1 protein-coding gene is annotated in these 572 nt (G+C 34.6%); it reads left to right on the top strand.

The features are described 5' to 3' along the window. Positions 1 to 51: 51 nt before the first annotated feature. Positions 52 to 572, top strand: a 521-nt coding sequence (locus tag MWU65_RS17500; RefSeq protein ID WP_247079965.1) for a relaxase/mobilization nuclease domain-containing protein, incomplete at its 3' end; no start/stop codon positions are given.

The following is a 572-nucleotide window of genomic DNA, read 5'->3' as shown; positions in this document are numbered from 1 at the left end:
GGTTTGGATAAACATAAATTAGAGGAAATAACAAAACGATTTATAAACGAAATGAAACTAGGAGAGCGACAAGCGATAGCGTTTGTGCATCAAGATAAGGAGCATAAACACATTCATTTATATGTGAATCGGATTGATTTTAAAGGGGTGGCTTACAATGATAGCTTTATTGGTAAACGTAGTCAAAGAGCTGCGGAGAAGGTTGCAGAAAACATGGGTTTGACAACCGTAAAGCAAGTACAGCTTGAAAAGGCTTTTAATCAAAAGGAAGTACGAACAGAAATTAAACGGAGACATGATCTCAGCATAAAACAATTTAGACCAAAATCCTTTGATGACTATATAAAAGCTATGGAAACCAATAAGGTCAAAGTGATCCCAACGATAAACAACCAAAATAAATTACAAGGCTTCCGTTTTGAATTTCAGGGGCATAATTTAAAAGGCAGTGAAGTGCATCGTAATATGTCTATAGGAAACATTGGAAAACAAATATCAGGTATTGAAGGAGCTCAAATTTTAAAGAACAATAAAACAGGAGTAATGATTGCAGGAAAAATAGTTGATCTCAC

The organism is Cellulophaga sp. F20128 (assembly GCF_023015805.1).
Classification (GTDB): Bacteria; Bacteroidota; Bacteroidia; order Flavobacteriales; family Flavobacteriaceae; genus Cellulophaga.
The sequence above is the reverse complement of the archived record's forward strand: the minus strand, read 5'-3'. Positions and strand labels throughout refer to the sequence as shown.